This is a genomic window from Chitinophaga solisilvae (assembly GCF_009928525.1).
Taxonomy (GTDB): domain Bacteria; phylum Bacteroidota; class Bacteroidia; order Chitinophagales; family Chitinophagaceae; genus Chitinophaga; species Chitinophaga solisilvae.
Window position 1 is genome coordinate 17,806 of sequence record NZ_JAABOK010000020.1, and the last position, 16,416, is coordinate 34,221.

Consider the following 16,416-nt stretch of genomic DNA (forward strand, 5'->3'; position numbering starts at 1 on the left):
CTACCGGAGGAGGATTGGAGATGTGGTAGATCATGGTACAAAATAATAAATAATTACGAATTACAAATTGCGAATTACGAATGTAGAAGCGAAGATTAAAACGAAGATTATTAGGGATATCTATAAAATATCACCTTTGATCTTCGTTTTAATCTTCGCTTCTACATTCGTAATTCGCAATTCGTAATTCGTAATTATTTACTATTTATTGCATTGCACTTTCATCCATCCACATATACTCCCAATGATGCCCGTCCAGGTCGCGGAAGCTGCGGCTGTACATAAAGCCCATGTCCTGTGTTTCTTTAGGTGTGGTGGCGCCGGCTTTGATAGCTTTTTCAACGATGTCGTCTACTTCTGCGCGGGAGTCGGCAGAGAGGCAGATGAGTGCTTCGGTGCTTTTGCCGGTATCACAGAGCTGTATCTGTTCCGGGAGGAAAGACTGGAAGAACGGTTCAACAAGGAGCATCGCATAAATGGTATCAGAGATAACCAGACAGCCGGCTTTATCGTCTGTGAACTGCGGATTGAAATTATAACCCAGGGCGTTAAAGAAAGCGATAGAACGCTGAAGGTCTTTTACTGCTACGTTTACAAAAATCATTTTTGCCATATCGGTGTGTTTTTTTTATCCGGTTGATGAAACAAAATTAGCAGTAATAAAAACATTTATTCGTGTGTGAAGACGACAATATAGCGGGCGTAATGCGTCAATTATTTATTCTTTGCAATTACATCCAGTAAGGCGCGCTGCTCGGAAAGGTTCATCTCTCCCGCGTGATAGAATTCCACTTCCGCGTGGCGGTTAATAAAAATGATACAGAATTTATTATTCACATCTCCCATGTTCCAGGCGCCGCTGAGGGTATTATTAACATCTGTATAGATATTGGCGCCGGTTTGTCTTACCTCCCTTCTGACCATCATGCGGATGATGGCATTGGGCAGAAAGGGTGCGTCGCGCAGGTTCACCACCCCAAAGGCAAATATATTAGGACTGTTGATGGGATGGGCTTTCAGCCAGTCTATAAACTCCTTGTTCTGTGAGGCATGGTCCGGATCGGGGTAAAATATCAGGTAGCATTTTTCGCCCCACCAGGGCAATATCATAGGCTGGTTACGGGCATCCCGGATAGTGATCTGTGTAACCCTGTCACCGTTCTTCAGCTGGGCCTGTACGCCGGTACAACAAATAAGCAGGAGGATAATGCCGGTCAGATACTTCATAGATAGTGCGCTTTTATAATTACCGCCACTCAATTTACGAAGTCTCAAGATATATAAATACAATACCTTTGATACAGCTCTTCATTTCCCACATTTAACCAGTACAGATATGACAGCTTACCGGTATGAAGTCTTTACCTCCGATATAGAGCGGCATATTGCAGCGGGCACTTATAAACCAGGGCATAAGCTGCCTTCCGTGAGGGTGTTGAAAGAAAAATATAAAACCAGCATCAGCACCATACAAAACGGGTATGAATACCTGATGATAAAGGGTCTGGTGGAAAGCGTGCCTAAGTCAGGCTATTATGTAAGCCGGCAGCCCTTTCCTGCCGGGCATATCAAGGCTGTTTCCCGGCCACCGGCCGTGCGCGACGCTGTATTCCGCCATCGCCTGCAGCAGACTACCGGGGAAGGTAAACCACACAGCACCGCTGCTTTCCATGCTGCGGCGCCCGGCGATCTGCTGATGCCGCAGAAACTGCTGCTGCGCACCATGCAACAGGTGATACGTGAATCCGGGGCTGCACTGCTCCGGTATTACCCACCGGACGGCTCTCCCCTGCTGAAAGAACATATTGTAAAAAGGGCTGCCGGATACAATACCCTGATGCAGCCTGAAAATATGCTGATTACCGATGGTGCGTTACAGGCCCTGTATATTGCGCTGGCAGCGGTTTGTGTGCCCGGAGATGTTATTGCCGTGGAAAGCCCCTGCGTATTTTCCGTGCTGGAAGTAATCAGTATGCTGCGGCTGCGCGTAGTGGAGATTCCCTGCAGCAGCGATGGTTTCGATATCGACTTTCTCAAAAAAAGCTGTATCCATGTGCCGGTTAAAGCTATTGTGGTAACGCCCAACTTCCATAATCCTACCGGCCTGCTGATGACAACCGCGCAGAAAAAACAGTTGCTTACCGTGGCGCAGTACCACAATATTCCGTTGATTGAAAATGATATTTACGGGGATCTGCATTTTGGGGCGGAAAGGCCGGAGAATATTTTATCTATGGACGACAGCGGTCTGGTGATGACCTGCGCTTCCTGGTCCAAGTCCCTGGCGCCGGGTATCCGCGTAGGCTGGCTGTATGCCGGTAAATTTTTCTCCCGTGCGGAACAATTGAAATTCTCTCTGGGCAGCAGCGTAGCCCCGGTTTACCAGGAAACGGTAGCAAAACTGTTACAGAGTCGTCAGTACGACCGCCACGTACGGGCTTTCAGGTTACAACTGGCCAGAAATGCCTTTATGACGATCAACCTGCTGACGACCTCCTTCCCCGCAGGTATCCGCTATACCACCCCGCAGGGAGGATACAGCTTATGGGTACAGCTGCCGGCCAGAACAGACATCAGCCGCTTTTATGTACAATGCGATAAAATAGGCGTGCAGTTTACGCCGGGCGCTTCTTTCTCCTATGGTAATGATTACCAGCGTTTCTTCAGGATCGTTTTTGCTGATAAATATACCGCCAGAAGAAAACAGGCATTAAGACTGGCAGGACAAAACCTTCGTTGAAAATCTGTACCGGTTATTTATTCATCTTCTGTATCTGTATGAAAGTACAAACCGGGATATTTTTGTGTAGTAAATGAAAATATTATGGAGAAGAAGATTATTACGAAGTTTGCGATTGTCAACAATACCACACTTCCTCAATTACAGGAGCTGGGAACAAAGCTGGCACGGGAGCAATATACCGGCCTGGCGCCGGAGGAGCAACTCAATGACTATATAGCCACCCGCTTTCAGACGCAGCAGCTGATTAATGCGGTAAACAGTTTTTCCAACCAGTGGCTGATCGTTTACGCCGGCGATGTGCCGGCAGGTTATGCCCGGCTAACGTCTGCGGGTAAACGACCAGCGGAACTGGAAGGTAAAAGAGCACTCAGGCTGGCTGATTTCGGAGTGCTCCTGGAATATAACCGCCCGGAGGTACTGCAGTCACTTTTTGAAAAGTGCCTGCTGGCCGGAAATGCCGGCAACGCCATCTGGATCCATACCCACAATGCTGCGCCCATGCTGCCATTCTTTTTAAACATGGGATTCCGCCTGCTTGATGGAGCGCCTCCTACGGAGGAACTGGCGCTGCCTGCTACCTGGCTTATCAGGGAGAAATAAGTCTGCTTTTTACGTCGCAGCCCGGTGACAAAAACATATGCCTGACCGGAATCATGTCCGCCGGTATCGTCAGGCAACCGGGTTGCTGTCGTACATTTTCGTCCGGCATATACATCAGCATCTACAGGATCGCTACAATAATATTTGTGGTAACTATACGGATCTGTATCCGCTCCCTCCGCCATGACAACGTAAAACATCACATCACATCTTTTCAGTATCATTCATAGTTTCCGGCTCAAAGAGAATAAGATACCGGAATATCTCCAAAAGAAACCGACGAAGATCATCTATACTCCGATACAGCCCCCATTTTCAGCAACGGAGATTTTTATTGACATAAACAGCCGCTTCATTGTCTGCCTACTGCTTTTTATCGGTAATATTATTTTGTCAGCCGGGAAATACTGAAATTTGGGTATGACGCTGACACAATTCATGGAACTGACCTACAGTAACAAAATCAAACGGATATTACTTCACTTGCTTTTCTGGACGGCCATCGGCCTGAGCGCATTTTATTTCAGCACTATTTCGCTCTATAACTACCAGGATACCGGTACCGCCCTCCTGATTGTAGCTAAAAACACGCTGGCGCTGGTCGTCTTCTTCTACCCGCTCATGTATTTTATTGTTCCCCGCTGGCTGCTCCGGAAAAAGTACCTGGCGGCAGCTGGCGGCGCCTTACTGCTGTTCCTGCTCCACACCTGGATAGACAGCTACTTCGAGCAGGTGGTGATGCTGCGCTGTGCCGCCTGTATGGCGCATTATAAAATTGCCAGTATTGAATACTACGACCTTCTGCGCACGCCTGCTTTAGAGATGATGAAAGCAAGACTGACGAATTTCGGAGTGCTGTATGCGCTGATGATTACTATTTGTCTGCCGGTATCACTGAAGCTGGCCCGGAGCTATTTCCGCCAGACTATCCGGCAGCTGGAGCTTTCCAGAAATAACCTGCAGCTGGAGTTTAATTTTCTGAAATCACAGGTAAACCCGCATTTCCTGTTTAACACATTGAACAATATTTACTCGCTGGTAGAAAACGATAAAAAGAAACAGGCCACCACTACTATTGCCCGCCTGTCAGATTTCATGCGATATACGCTGTATGAGAGCGATTCCGATGCCATCCCGCTCGCCAGGGAGATACAGCTTCTGCAGGACTATATAGCGCTGGAAAAAATACGGCTGAACCAGACCGTTGTGGACTTCCGTTTTGACAGTGACCAGGGAGATTACCATATCCCGCCGCTGCTACTGATGCCGGCGGTAGAAAATGCCTTTAAGTATGTAGATGATAATACCGACAGCAGCTATATTCGGATACAGATCCAGGTGGAAAACGGCTTTTTCCGGTGCCTGCTGGAAAATAGTTTTGATCCCGGTAAAATTACAGGTACAGGCGGTATTGGCCTGACCAATCTTCAAAAAAGGCTGAAATTTCATTTCAGGGATGCTTATGCTTATATTGTAGCCGTGAAAGAGTATAACTACTCGCTCACCGTAAGTTTTAAGATAGCATGAAAGAGATTACCTGTATTGTAATAGATGATGAACCACTGGCCCGGGAACTGCTGACGACCTATATAGGCAGAACCCAGGGATGGCAGCTGCTGGCTACATGCCAGCAAGCCACCGTAGCTTATGAAGCGCTGCTGCATCACCACCCGGATGTGATTTTTCTTGATATACGCATGCCCGTTATCTCCGGGATCGATTTCCTGCGTTCGCTCAAGCATCCGCCGGCAGTAATTTTTACTACAGCATACCCCGAGTATGCCGTCAATGCCTTTGACCTGCGCGCAGTAGATTATCTCCTGAAACCTATTACAGAAGAACGTTTCCGCGAGGCCACAGATAAAATGGAACGACTGATTGCCGGTAATAACGGGCTGCTGCCGGCCGTAGAAACGGACTATATTTTCATCAAACAGGATAGCAAACTGGTGAAAGTCCTGCTGGGAGATATACTATATGTAGAAGCCCTGAAAGACTTCTCCCGTATACATCTGAAAACAGGCAGTATGCTGGTGGGGCATCACCTCAAACTGATGGAAGATATGTTGCCCGGCCGGCAATTTATGCGGGTGCACCGGTCGTATATGGTGGCCCTCTCCGCCATCACCGCCATACAGGGTAACACACTGGAAGTGGGACCGGTGGTAATTCCGCTCGGCGGTTCCTACAAAACAGCCCTGTTCCGTCGCCTGAATCTGCATGATGTATAGTACCTGGGGCATAGTTGCCCGACATCATTGCCCAAAGCAACGCCGATTATGAAAAAGAGATGCCATCTAACGTTTACCGCTATACGCAGATATGCACTTTCCATCCTGCTGACAGGAACTGTTACCGCCGCCTGCGGACAATCTGCCATGAACGCCAGGGACCTTAGCATCATCCGGTCGGTTGATCCTGCAGATACCGCCTATGCCGACTTGGCTGGGTTCCGGAAAGCTGTTGGAAACGCCCGTATAGTTATGCTGGGAGAACAAACCCACGGAGAAGCCACCACCTTTGAAGCTAAGACAAGGCTGATAAAATTCCTTTATGAAAAAATGGGGTTTGAAGTGCTGGCATTCGAAAGCGGTCTGTATGACTGCGCCCGCATCTGGGAAAATACGCGTAATGGCGGCAACCTTGCGGATGAAGTAACAGGCAGCCTGTTTTTCATGTATGCCACCAGCAAACAGATGATGCCACTGTTCCAGTATATACAGGCCAAAGTAAAAAGCCCCCGGCCATTGACAGTAGCGGGTTTTGAGAGTCAGCACTCAGGCAGAAACGCCATCAGGCTGTTATTTCCTGATTTCGAGACTTTCCTGAGAAAAGACCATGCGGCTGTACTGGATAGTAACTGGAACCTCTTTAAACGTATAGCTGTAGCCACTTTCAACTCCAGGGCATACCGTCCGGAGGACGCTGAAAGAGCGTTGTTTTTCCAAAAGCTGGAGGAGCTGAAAAAATTACTGGCTGCCAAAACCACTCCGGATGATGGACATATCAGTAGCTCACCCGGATTCTGGTATCAGGTAACTACCAGCATTGAATCCCAGGCTAGCCGCTACTGGGATCTGGTCAAAAGCAATGAACTTTCCGTACGTGACCTGCAGATGGCTCAAAACCTGATCTGGCTGGCGGAGAAAGCATTTCCGGGGAAGAAGATCATCGTGTGGGCGCACAACATTCACATTGCCAAAAATACCGGCGCCTTGCTGGCCCCTCTAACGGGTACGCCTATACCGTTTTTTGAATCCCTCACGCCGATGGGTACTACGGTGAAGGCGCATTTCGGCAAAGATGCCTATATACTCGGCTTTTCCGGTGCGCAGGGCACTTATGTAGACTACAACGATAATAAAATCAAAACGGTACCCGCGCCGGCAGCAGGCAGTATAGAAAGCAGCCTTTCCGCTACCGGCCATCCGTATATTTTTGTAGACTACAAACAGGCCGGTAAATATTTCCGCGACCCACAGGTGGCGTCCCTGTTTGATTTCACTTACCTGAAATCAGGGTGGCCTGGTATCCTCGACGGGTTATTCTTTATCAATACTTCTACCCCGGTAGAACGTACAACATTATAATTACAGATGAAAGGTATTATTCTTTGCCTCGGCGCACCTAATGACGATGCCGGCAACCTGAGCCGGCAGGCGCTGGACAGGCTGCAGACCGTTGCCGCCATATACCGCAGCAACCCAGACCTGCAGATAGCCTGTACCGGCGGCAAAGGAATTCATTTCAATAATACGGCACTGCCGCATTATATTTACGCGCACCGGTATCTCCTCCAACAGGAGATACCGGCAGCCGCATTTACTTTTACCGTCGACTCCGCCAATACAGCGGAAGATTTCCGGTTATCAGCGCCACACATACATACCTTACAGCCGGAAGTGCTGATAGTTGTTACTTCTGATTTTCATATTCCACGTGCGCGGTTGCTGCACAACAAATACACCGGGTATCCCCGTACCCTGTTCTGGCCGGCGCCTTCCGGCGTTTCCGCCGAAGAGATGGCGCAACTGCTGGCGCATGAACAGCGAGCCATTGCAGCTATTGAGAAAAGCTGACACTCAGGCTTCCGCCAGCTCCTTTACTTTTGCCAGTGCCTGTGGAAATGTTTTATCAAAATACTCCTTCCATTCTGCCGTAATATCCATCTCCACCAGCAGGGTTGTTTTACCATTGTTGTCTGTCAGGCGGTAGTTTTCATGCGAATTAACCCAGTCCTGCGACGCATTTTCCTCCACACCTTTCTTCACTTCTCCCACATGGCGGAAAGACATGAATTCATTGGGAATATTTTCGTCAATAATAGCCAGCATACCATCGCGGTCTGCGTTCAGAAACAGGGCTTTGCTTCCCTTTTTCCAGTCTGTTTCCACACGGGAACCTTCGCTGAAAACGCTGGTCCATTGCTGATAGGAATCATTGTCCCAGAGAACATTCCATACTTTTTCACGGGGTGCGTTGATAGCAATTGAAAACTGATGCTTTTCCATAATCAGTGATTTTATAAGTTAAGAAAACGTTTACAGAAAATGTATACGGACAGGAAATGTTCTCTCCTGGTAACGGCGCAGGCGCTCCAGTTTACCGCCCATCCAGGCAGCCGGCAATGCCAGCAGCGTGAGCGCTAACGGATAGATAAGCGGCGCCTGGTTCCGCATGATAATACCACCGGCCACATTGAGCACTACACAGATGATGCCAGTCAGCATAGCATGGTACATATGTTTGGCCGGCACCAGCGCTGCAGTTACAAAACTGCCTGCCACGCTGAAAAGCGTACGGTAAGCCACCGCGAGCAGTATCATCCACCAGTTGTTGAATGAATGCGGCGGTACAGGGAAAATACCGGACTGTTGCAACAGTACATCTGTGAGTATGGTAAGGAGAACGATGGTAATCAATCCGGCCAGTATGGCCACTGTTCTTCTGAAACGATGTTTTCTCATAAATGCTACTATTTATACAGATGAGGTCATTTTCATCACAGTATAAAAGTAGCATCCAAAAACCAACTTAAAAGGGTGCTACTACGACAATTTAAGGGGGCAAATCCGATATGGGGCTACCAGAACTTCCACCAGTACTTGCGGCCTTCTTCTTTCGGTGCGGAAATCACTTCCCAGAAAGAACTTTCAAAAGGCTCGCCGGATAATTCCTTCGTCAGCTCATATCCATAGGGATACAGAGAATCATCAGATCCGTTGGAAAATCTTTTCATTACCCGCTGCACCGGCCAGATACGGGTACCGTCTATCAATACCACCGCTATGGTGATTTCTCCATGCGGATCATTGTCATCGGTTTCCCATACAGCTCCGGGCAGGCACCGGATGAGCGTTTCACCGACGTAGGCGCCTATTGAAAATAAAACAGGCCCAAGATTCTCTTCCAGCCTCCCGTGTTTAACGGCATGTCCTTTAGAAGAATGCATTTCGAAAAATCTGTCGATCTGAATAAAGCTGTAAATTGTGTAATCTAATTGCAGGTTATCTGCTTTAAATGCGTCAACAATCCATTGAGTGTGGGTTTGAATGTCTTCCAGCAATGTTGCCATAGGTATCAAATTACGTTAGAGGGATAATAAACCCGTGTGATGACAGTACAGTCAAGAGACGGCAGGTAAACAGTTGTTTTGTATCTGCAATTTATATAAAAAATCCTGAATTGCGATGGCATAAAAGGTATACTGATAGCGGAAAAGAACGGATATTAAAAGAGCTGACAAGCAACCCGTTAATTATCTTACGCTCTTATATAAGGGATGTCCATTTACAGAGAATCCTGTATTTTTATTCAGCAACCGGCAACCCATGAAACTGCATTTTCTGACAAAACATAAACAGACGATCCTGTATGGCATTTCCCTGGCAGTGCTGTTGCTGCTGTTGAAGTGGCTGGAGTGGCAGTTGCTGATATTCCATCATGCGCTGGAAATTTATATCGGCGCCATTGCACTTATCTTCACCTGCCTGGGCATATGGCTGGCCTTAAAACTTGCCCGACCAAAAGTAACAACCGTTGTGATAGAAAAAAAAGTGCCTGATTCCGGAGATCCTTTTACTATCAACCACCGCGAATTAGAGAAGCTGGGACTCAGCAACCGGGAACTGGAAGTCCTGCAGCTGATGGCCGCAGGGTTAAGTAACCAGGAAATTGCCGCGCGCCTGTTTGTTTCTCTCAATACCATCAAAACGCATTCTTCCAATCTCTTTATTAAAATGGATGTGAAACGCCGTACTCAGGCGGTGGATATGGCGAGGAAACTACGGATCATACCTTAGCGGGAGCCTCGCCTAAAAGGGCTATAGTAGCGGATCTTTCTAAAATCACCCTAAAGTATGAAGACAATCAGACAGTAAAAACTCATTTTTGGGCATATCAAAAAACTGCTGACAGATGAAAAAAAATGTAATTGTTTTCGGGCTCATTTCCGGCGCTATTGTCACCGCCATGATGCTGGTATCTGTTATCCTCTGTTACAAGGACCCGGATTTCCGGGGAAGCATGGTGATAGGTTATACCGCCATGCTCCTGGCCTTCTCCTTCATATTTATCGGGATAAAAAACTACCGTGATAAATATAACGGCGGGGTAATCACTTTCGGCAAAGCCTTTCTCACCGGGCTGTACATTGCGCTGATCGCCTCTACCATGTATGTGGTAGTATGGCTTATCTCCTACTATTTTTTCATCCCCGACTTTATGGAGCGGTATTCCGCGCATATAATGACCCAGGCCAGGAAAGACGGTGCTGATGCCGCTACCCTGCTGCGCACGCAGGCGGATATGAACAGATACAGCGAGATGTACAGGAATCCGCTTTTTGTGGTACTCCTTACCTATATGGAGATATTACCACTGGGCCTCCTGATTACCCTGATCAGCGCCCTGATATTAAAGCGCCGTACCCCGGCCGGTAATGCCGTAGTTTCGTGATCCTACAGGAACTGAAAGGGGGAGAATTACGGAAAGTGCCCTGATGCGGAAGATGAATGCGGGCGGTCTGATACAACAGGTACAGGTAGACACCCGACCGGTTTTGGGGAACAAACCCTGGAGAAAATTTCCATCATGGCGGAAGGAAAGCAAACAAAAAACCCGGATCATCAGCTGAAAATCCGGGCCTGAATATAATAACAAGCGTGATCAGCTATAGGGTAACAGGATGATGCCGTTCAGACAAAATTATCAAGTATCCATTAGCTGACATAGTACAAATACGACATTTTTCAGTCCATGATACTGTGAAATCTCACAGTGGCAATAAGTTTTTCTTCATTCAGGAAGGAAGGGGTCACACCTGCAAATTCTTTAAAGTCGCGGATAAAATGCATCTGGTCATAGTAGCCGCTTTCGTAAGCTATCTTCGTCCAGGTAGCCTCCGGGTGCAGCTCCTTCAGGTGATAGGCTCTGCAGAAACGGATCAGGCGGGCATAACGTTTGGGAGACATGCCCATGCGTTCCACGCATTTTCTTTCAAACTGGCGCAGGCTCACACAGGAGTCTGCTGCCAGCTGCTCTATCGTCAGGTTGCCACTGTGCTGTACCAGGGTGTCCATTACCTTATCCACGGAAGTAACGGGCTTCAGCCGGTTTAGTTTCTTCAGCAGGAATTGCTGCAGGATGCCGGCCATCTTATCCCAATCTTCCATATTTTCCTGGAGCTGCTCGTTGATTTCATGGATTTCGCTGCCCAGCAGCAGGCTGGTATCAAAATCCTGTTCATGCAGTTCCGTCATGTGTATATTGAGCAGGCGGAAAAGCCCGCCAGGCTTGAATGCAACTCCCAGCGCCATGTGCTGCCGCCCCAGATCCAGCGTAACGGCGCGCTCCAGCGGTCCTACCGTCAGTGAAACCGACTTCGTCTGGAACTCGTTGTTATACTCCCGCAACACCTTTATCGGGTCAGCAATGTAAAACATCATATACCGCTGGTAGGTAGGTACAAACCTGTAAATATTCGAAAGACCGGTAGCAGCGGTAAAGTCCGTCTTCAGAATTTTAATACTGCTTACAAAATCCCGCAACGCAGGATGCGGAGCATAGGTTTTTAGTTGCATAATACGTGAAATTACGAATTACAAATTACGAATTGCGAATGTGGAAGCGAAGATTTAGGCGGATATTTAGATTTGAGATTTTTTTATTTGAGATTTTGCATCCAATCCTTGTTTCCCTTGTACCTGAAAGTGTAAAGGCAAATCCTGAACGACTACAAAATTTCAAATAAAAAAATCTCAAATCTAAATATCCGCCTAAATCTTCGCTTCCACATTCGTAATTCGTAATTTGTAATTCGTAATTTGCAATTATTCTCCATTATATGCGCGTTGCAGCGCAGCTATATCAATCTTCGTCATTCCCATCATGGCCTGCATCACGCGTTGTGCTCTGCCCCGGTCGGGGTCACTGAGGAGCTGTCCCAGGATGGTGGGGACAATCTGCCAGGACAGGCCGTATTTATCTGCCAGCCAGCCACAGCGATCCTGTCGGCCGCCGGCGGAGAGGGTATTCCATAAATGGTCTACTTCTTCCTGGGTGATACAGTTTACAAAAAATGATACCGCCGGGGTGAAGGAAAACTCAGGGCCTCCGTTCAGTGCAATAAATTCCTGGTCTTCCAGCCGGAAGGTGGCGGATACTACCTGATCACCGGCACGTATCACGTTCAGCACGCTGGCATCCTGGAAAACAGCAGTATAAAAGTTCATGGCCTCTTCTACTTTACCATTGAACCACAGGAAGGGTGTTATCTTTTTCATGTCTATGCTTTTTACTGAACTTTCAGATAGCTATTTTCTTAAACATAAGAAAGAATCAGTATAAAAGCAAAAATATCAGGGGATGATCCTGACGGCACCTGCAGCGTTACTTACATGCTGTAAAATAATAACTGCCGGTTACACGGTTGCAGGTAATAAAATCAGCAAGGGGGACAGGGAAAAATTTTTCCCTGTCCCCTCTTTCTTGCCCGAATATTACCTTTGACATATAAACGCTATAATATGTACGAAAGGAAAATACCCGAAATGCTTGACTGTGGGCTCAGTGTAGCCGTTAAGGTAGTAGGCGGAAAATGGAAAGCCTGGATCATGGACTGTATCCGGCGTGGCATCAAACGCCCCAGTGCCCTGCAACGGGAGCTGGCCGAAGTTAACCCGCGTATCGTCAGCATGCAGCTGAAAGAACTGGAAGATCTCGGCATCATCCGTAAGGAGATATATGCCGAGATTCCGGCCAGGGTAGAGTATTCGTTTACCCCTACTGGTGAGAGCCTGTTACCGGTGCTGGATGTGCTGGAGAAATGGGGTACCGACAACCGGGAAGAGGTGCTGAAAAACACCCTGGAGCTGAGCGAGAATTAAGCCTTTTTTCCGCGCAGCACTTTGATAATGGCCGCATGTTCCTCCAGTCCGAAACCCGCATCAATAGCGCGTTGGAAGATATTGGCAGCGAACTGCGGCAATTCATCGTTAATGCCTGCTTCATGTGCCTGCTGCACCAGTATGTGCAGATCTTCTCCGGTTGTTCTCACCGTGCTTTCGGGATCAGCGAATTTATTATGCTGGATCACTTCTCCCATATGCCTGGATTCTGCGCCCAGTATAGGTGAGATGGATTCCAGCAAGGCGCCGAATTCATCCGGGCGCAGTCCTTCATTTTCTGCGATCAGCGCGCCATGGGTCATACCGATCCAGCTGCCGGCAAGATAGGCCAGCACTGCAGAGAACAAGGCAGCAGAACTACCCGGCTCTTCCCCCATATAGGTCAGCCTGCCCGCCAGCGCTTTTAACAACTGTTCATATGGCTGATATACCGCCGTTTCGCCGGAAACCAGGATGGTCGTTTCTTCTCCGCCGATCTGATTAGGCCACGCCAGGATAGCGCCGTTAATGGTTTGCGCGCCCTGTTGCAATGCCCACTTGTGCAGATCCCTCGCCTCTTTTGGTGTGCCGGTGCTCAGTTGTACAATGGTACGGCCTTTCAGGGCAGCAGCCGTTTTATCGTCTTCCAGTATACGCCTGGTTACTTTATAGTCTGATACGCAGATGATGGTTATCTCACTGGCAAGAATCGCCTCTGCCGCACTTGTGGCCGCGGTTGCACCGGCCTTTACCAATGGAATGCTTTTGGCGCTGTCCCTGTTCCATACGGTTACTGTATAACCTTTCGCGATGAATGCCTTTGCCAGTGCGGCTCCCATTGATCCTAACCCTAATACTGTTACTTTCTTCTGTTCCATTTGTCTTTATTTTTTTGTGATGGTGCAAAGCTAGGATCTGCAACAACGAGTGACAATACGGGAAAAAATATTCAGCATAGGGAAAATTTTTTCACTGCCTCTTATTACCTGTTGCTAACCTCATTACCAGTCCGGTTATTATACCCTGTTAGATTTTCGGACTGCTGCCCCGGCGTACATCGTAAAACGACTGACGTTAAACAACAAAACTAAATTTTTAGTTTTAAAACTAATTATTTAGTTTTATACTAAACAGCACGTCTATATGAAAAAACTGGCAGGTATCATCAGCATCTCCCTGATATGGGTCATCAGCAACGGGCAATCATCTGCAGATAGTAAAAAAGTAATGGAGTACCTGCAGGAGCAACAATACGAAGAAGCCATCAGCTATCTGCGTACATCCGTTAACGTGAGCGATGCCAGGCAGCTGGCACTGCTGGCATATACATATATGCAGGCAGGGAAAATCAGCGAAGCGGCAGACACTTACACCAGCGTACTCACGCTGGACAGCAACTACATCCCTGCCCTGCAATACCTGGGGCATATACGTTTGCAGCAGGAGTTATATACCACCGCAACAGCATTATATAAACGGCTGGTGCAGCTGCGCCCGCAGCACGCCTACTCCTGGAAGCAACTGAGCTTTGCCGCATTGGCTGCGCAGCAGACTGATTCCGGTTTCATCTGGCTGCAGACGGCCTGGCGGCTGAATCCGGCAGATGCAAAAGTGACTGCCCGGCTGGCAGAAGAATGGCTGGACAGGAAACAGTATGACAAGGCAGATTCGCTGGTCAGCGCCTTTATAGTACGTGATTCCATGCAGACCAACGTACTGATGACAGCCGTAAAAACTTCTTTCTTCAAAAAAAATTACGACCGTACTACCGCACTGGGCAAGCAATTACAGCGGATGCAGGTGATAAGCCCCAATACCTTCGCCTATGTCAGCACTGCCAGTTATATCCTGAAACAATATGAAGACTGTATTGCCCTCTACGATTACCTCAAAGCAAACAATGCAGCCTCAGAGCATATCACCTATTACGCTGCCCTGGGCGCCGCTGCGCTGCAGCGTTATACACAAAGCAACGAGCTGCTGCACCTTTGCATCGGCATGGCCAGATCTGCTACGCTGGAAAGCTACTATAACAGCGCCGCTGCCAATTATGAAAGCCTGAAACAATATAAGACAGCCATTGCCTACCTCGATACTTCCTATTACCTCTCACGCCGCCCGCTCCGCCAGTACAGCATTGGCAGAATTCAGGAAACGGCTTTCAGCAACGAAGCCGCGGCCATGAAATACTACCGGCGCTATATGCAGCTGTACAAGCCCGGCACCACGGAAGAAAATGAGATATACCGTTACCTCAGAAGCAGGTTGACAAAATAAATGTTTAAATTAACAGCAACTAACATTGCTGTTATGCTTTCCACACATCACCTGGTATTTATTGAAGTAGCGAGAGAGAAAAGCTTTTCCAAAGCCAGCCAGGTACTGTTCATTTCCCAGCCGGCCATCAGCAAGCATGTCAAACACCTGGAAGAATATTACCGGACCAAACTGTTTGAAAGAAAAGGGATACAGATTGCGCTGACTCCCGCCGGCAACCTGCTGCTGAAGCGTTTGCTGTCTGTAAAGAATATACAGGAAGAAACGGAATTCGAGATCTCTTCCCTGCGGGACCGGCAGCAGGCCACAGGCATTCTCAAACTGGGCGCCAGCACTACCGTGGCCTTATACATTCTGCCCAAAGTTTTGTCTGTTTTCCAGGAACAGTATCCACAGGTAGAGGTGAATCTCCTTAACCGGAATGCGGAAATCGTGCTGGAGGCACTGCTGAACCAGGAAATAAACCTGGGCATTATAGAAGGCCGTGAGAAGCTGACCAATGTTGTATATCATCCGTTTATCAACGATCAGGTGATAGCCGTCTGCAGCCGTAAAAGCGCCATTTCCAGGAACCGGCATTATGCCTTGCGCGAAGTACTGCGTATGCCCGTAGCATTACGGGAAAGAGGCAGCGGTACCCTGGAAGCACTCAAATATGCCTTGCAGAAAAATAAAATCGGCATCAGCGACCTCCAGGTAAAAGCCAGACTGGGCGGTACCGAGGCGCTGAAAAACTACCTGATAGAATCCGGCTGCATCGGGTTTCTCCCGAAGCGGTCCGTTATCAAGGAACTGAAGCACGGAGAGCTGACGGAAATAAATTTCGAAGGACTGCATATTGAACGGAGCTTTTACTTTATTCAGCGCAAAGGGGAAACCAGCGAACTGAATAAAAAGCTGATCCGCTATGCGCGGGATATCTACAGTAAATAGCAACACCTTCTGCAGTATGGCAGCAGTTTCGGGCATACCCTGTTCATCAGGTGCAAAAAACACAATGCGTATACGGGCAATATGTTTATCCTTCCAAAAGCATTACCATCAACCATTTTCTTCCGTCCGGACTCATTGCGGGAACAAGAATCGTTATAACCAAACGTGATAGGTTATAACCAAACGGTATCTATTTTGTTATGGGTTGTTTGGTACATTTACAATATGGCAAATACACCTGAACACAAAGACATTATGCAGGATATGATGCAGCAGAGCGATGGTAACAGGCTCTCTATCACACCTGAAGAAATGGAAGCCGGCGCAAATGAAATTGCTGCAGCACAGGGATCATTGTTATCCCCTGAAGGCAGCGCTGTGTATATGGGTCTGATGAAGCTGATTGAAAAAGACTGGATACCGGAAGATATTATTACCCTGTTATTTAACTCCGGTTCCTGGTATAAATACCGCTGA

General features: G+C 47.9%; 20 protein-coding genes. 12 read left to right on the forward strand and 8 right to left on the reverse strand.

Annotated features, from left to right (window positions below):
• Positions 1-205: 205 nt before the first annotated feature.
• Positions 206-613, reverse strand: a complete 408-nt coding sequence (locus GWG06_RS27285; protein ID WP_127043736.1) for a VOC family protein — start codon at positions 611-613, stop codon at positions 206-208.
• Between the two features lie 101 nt (positions 614-714).
• Entirely contained in the window at positions 715-1,227 is a 513-nt protein-coding gene (locus GWG06_RS27290; protein ID WP_160717553.1) for a hypothetical protein, read from the reverse strand.
• Between the two features lie 109 nt (positions 1,228-1,336).
• On the opposite strand from GWG06_RS27290, the gene GWG06_RS27295 reads away from it, so the two are divergent.
• From GWG06_RS27295 to GWG06_RS27320, 6 genes are all read left to right on the forward strand, one after another.
• Positions 1,337-2,740 (forward strand): aminotransferase-like domain-containing protein, encoded by a 1,404-nt coding sequence (locus GWG06_RS27295; protein ID WP_160717554.1) that lies wholly within the window; start codon positions 1,337-1,339, stop codon positions 2,738-2,740.
• Between the two features lie 84 nt (positions 2,741-2,824).
• On the forward strand, positions 2,825-3,343 hold the full coding sequence (locus GWG06_RS27300) for an N-acetyltransferase (RefSeq protein ID WP_127043733.1): 519 nt from the start codon (positions 2,825-2,827) through the stop codon (positions 3,341-3,343).
• A gap of 420 nt (positions 3,344-3,763) precedes the next feature.
• A complete protein-coding gene (locus GWG06_RS27305; RefSeq protein WP_160717555.1) occupies positions 3,764-4,870 on the forward strand; it encodes a sensor histidine kinase in 1,107 nt (368 codons plus the stop codon).
• Positions 4,867-5,574, forward strand: a complete 708-nt coding sequence (locus GWG06_RS27310) for a LytR/AlgR family response regulator transcription factor (RefSeq protein ID WP_127043731.1) — start codon at positions 4,867-4,869, stop codon at positions 5,572-5,574. The genes GWG06_RS27305 and GWG06_RS27310 overlap by 4 nt, the downstream gene beginning before the upstream one ends.
• A 48-nt stretch (positions 5,575-5,622) precedes the next feature.
• On the forward strand, positions 5,623-6,933 hold the full coding sequence (locus GWG06_RS27315; protein WP_160717556.1) for an erythromycin esterase family protein: 1,311 nt from the start codon (positions 5,623-5,625) through the stop codon (positions 6,931-6,933).
• A gap of 6 nt (positions 6,934-6,939) precedes the next feature.
• Positions 6,940-7,422, forward strand: a complete 483-nt coding sequence (locus GWG06_RS27320; protein ID WP_160717557.1) for a YdcF family protein — start codon at positions 6,940-6,942, stop codon at positions 7,420-7,422.
• 3 nt (positions 7,423-7,425) lie between these two features.
• Here GWG06_RS27320 and GWG06_RS27325 read toward each other — a convergent pair whose 3' ends face one another.
• From GWG06_RS27325 to GWG06_RS27335, 3 genes are all read right to left on the reverse strand, one after another.
• Positions 7,426-7,854: an SRPBCC family protein gene (locus GWG06_RS27325; RefSeq protein ID WP_127043728.1), complete on the reverse strand. Its 429-nt coding sequence runs from the start codon at positions 7,852-7,854 to the stop codon at positions 7,426-7,428.
• Positions 7,855-7,884: 30 nt separating this feature from the next.
• Complete coding sequence (locus GWG06_RS27330) at positions 7,885-8,310, reverse strand: hypothetical protein (protein ID WP_160717558.1); 426 nt, start codon at positions 8,308-8,310, stop codon at positions 7,885-7,887.
• A gap of 116 nt (positions 8,311-8,426) precedes the next feature.
• Positions 8,427-8,918, reverse strand: coding sequence for a hypothetical protein (locus GWG06_RS27335; protein ID WP_127043726.1), 492 nt, complete (start codon positions 8,916-8,918; stop codon positions 8,427-8,429).
• A 256-nt stretch (positions 8,919-9,174) separates the two neighbouring features.
• On the opposite strand from GWG06_RS27335, the gene GWG06_RS27340 reads away from it, so the two are divergent.
• Together GWG06_RS27340 and GWG06_RS27345 are read left to right on the forward strand one after the other, a co-directional pair.
• Positions 9,175-9,645, forward strand: a complete 471-nt coding sequence (locus tag GWG06_RS27340) for a response regulator transcription factor (protein ID WP_127043725.1) — start codon at positions 9,175-9,177, stop codon at positions 9,643-9,645.
• A gap of 115 nt (positions 9,646-9,760) precedes the next feature.
• Positions 9,761-10,300, forward strand: a complete 540-nt coding sequence (locus GWG06_RS27345; RefSeq protein ID WP_127043724.1) for a DUF4199 domain-containing protein — start codon at positions 9,761-9,763, stop codon at positions 10,298-10,300.
• Between the two features lie 293 nt (positions 10,301-10,593).
• Here GWG06_RS27345 and GWG06_RS27350 read toward each other — a convergent pair whose 3' ends face one another.
• On the reverse strand, positions 10,594-11,424 hold the full coding sequence (locus GWG06_RS27350) for a helix-turn-helix transcriptional regulator (RefSeq protein ID WP_127043723.1): 831 nt from the start codon (positions 11,422-11,424) through the stop codon (positions 10,594-10,596).
• Positions 11,425-11,673: 249 nt separating this feature from the next.
• Positions 11,674-12,126 (reverse strand): VOC family protein, encoded by a 453-nt coding sequence (locus GWG06_RS27355; RefSeq protein ID WP_127035791.1) that lies wholly within the window; start codon positions 12,124-12,126, stop codon positions 11,674-11,676.
• A gap of 267 nt (positions 12,127-12,393) precedes the next feature.
• Between GWG06_RS27355 and GWG06_RS27360 the strand changes: the two genes are divergently transcribed.
• A complete protein-coding gene (locus GWG06_RS27360) occupies positions 12,394-12,729 on the forward strand; it encodes a winged helix-turn-helix transcriptional regulator (RefSeq protein ID WP_235938561.1) in 336 nt (111 codons plus the stop codon).
• Here GWG06_RS27360 and GWG06_RS27365 read toward each other — a convergent pair.
• Positions 12,726-13,607 (reverse strand): NAD(P)-dependent oxidoreductase, encoded by an 882-nt coding sequence (locus GWG06_RS27365; RefSeq protein ID WP_127035795.1) that lies wholly within the window; start codon positions 13,605-13,607, stop codon positions 12,726-12,728. The two genes, GWG06_RS27360 and GWG06_RS27365, sit on opposite strands and share 4 nt — an antisense overlap.
• Before the next feature lie 265 nt (positions 13,608-13,872).
• Here GWG06_RS27365 and GWG06_RS27370 point away from each other — a divergent pair, with 265 nt between their 5' ends.
• From GWG06_RS27370 to GWG06_RS27380, 3 genes are all read left to right on the forward strand, one after another.
• Positions 13,873-15,006 carry a tetratricopeptide repeat protein gene (locus tag GWG06_RS27370; RefSeq protein WP_160717560.1) on the forward strand — a complete coding sequence of 378 codons (1,134 nt, stop codon included), beginning with the start codon at positions 13,873-13,875 and terminating at the stop codon, positions 15,004-15,006.
• Between the two features lie 33 nt (positions 15,007-15,039).
• Positions 15,040-15,939, forward strand: a complete 900-nt coding sequence (locus GWG06_RS27375) for a LysR substrate-binding domain-containing protein (protein WP_160717562.1) — start codon at positions 15,040-15,042, stop codon at positions 15,937-15,939.
• A 225-nt stretch (positions 15,940-16,164) separates the two neighbouring features.
• The gene (locus GWG06_RS27380; protein ID WP_160717564.1) at positions 16,165-16,416 is read left to right on the forward strand and encodes a hypothetical protein; all 252 of its coding nucleotides are present in this window, start codon (positions 16,165-16,167) and stop codon (positions 16,414-16,416) included.